A 614-nucleotide genomic window follows, 5' to 3' on the forward strand; every position below is an offset into this window, starting at 1 on the left:
ATAGCAATACCGACCGAGAAAAGAGCTAACAAAAAGGCAACCGAGCTTTCAGTGCCGTTCAAGTGGAGCTTTGTGAAGTTTGGAAACTGAGTTAGGTAAGCAGCGCCAAGGAACCAGAACCAGCTGATAGACATCAGTGCTTGAAACGTTGGGCGATCTTTTTTTGCAATCGCCAGTGTCGCGCGGGTTAGCTTTACTGGCTGCCACTTCACTTTCAGATCTGGTGCGTTACTTGGCGCTTGTGGAATAAAGCAGCTTGATACATAGCCAAGCACGGCGAAAGAAACAATACATACCGCAGCAATGAGCTTCGCGCTTTCTTCAGATGCAATAATACCGGCACCTAGAGTACCAATAAGGATGGCTAAGAATGTGCCGGTTTCGACTAAAGCGTTGCCGGATACCAGCTCTTTTGTTTCTAACTGTTGTGGAAGCAGTGCGTATTTCACCGGGCCAAAGAAGGCACTTTGCGTTCCCATTAGGAACAGAAGTAGGAGTAGTATCCCGTAGCTTTCGTAGATAAACCCGATCGCGCCCAATGACATGATCGCCACTTCAAGGAGCTTAACTTTACGTATAAACCAAGATTTTTCGTATTTGTCAGCCAGTACACC

General features: G+C 46.9%; 1 protein-coding gene. It reads right to left on the reverse strand.

What is annotated here, in order from left to right:
- A partial coding sequence (locus tag AB4496_RS25255; RefSeq protein WP_372132573.1) for an MFS transporter occupies positions 1–614 on the reverse strand: 614 nt, incomplete at both ends.

It is taken from the genome of Vibrio sp. 10N.222.46.A1 (genome assembly GCF_041473595.1).
Taxonomy (GTDB): domain Bacteria; phylum Pseudomonadota; class Gammaproteobacteria; order Enterobacterales; family Vibrionaceae; genus Vibrio; species Vibrio tasmaniensis_A.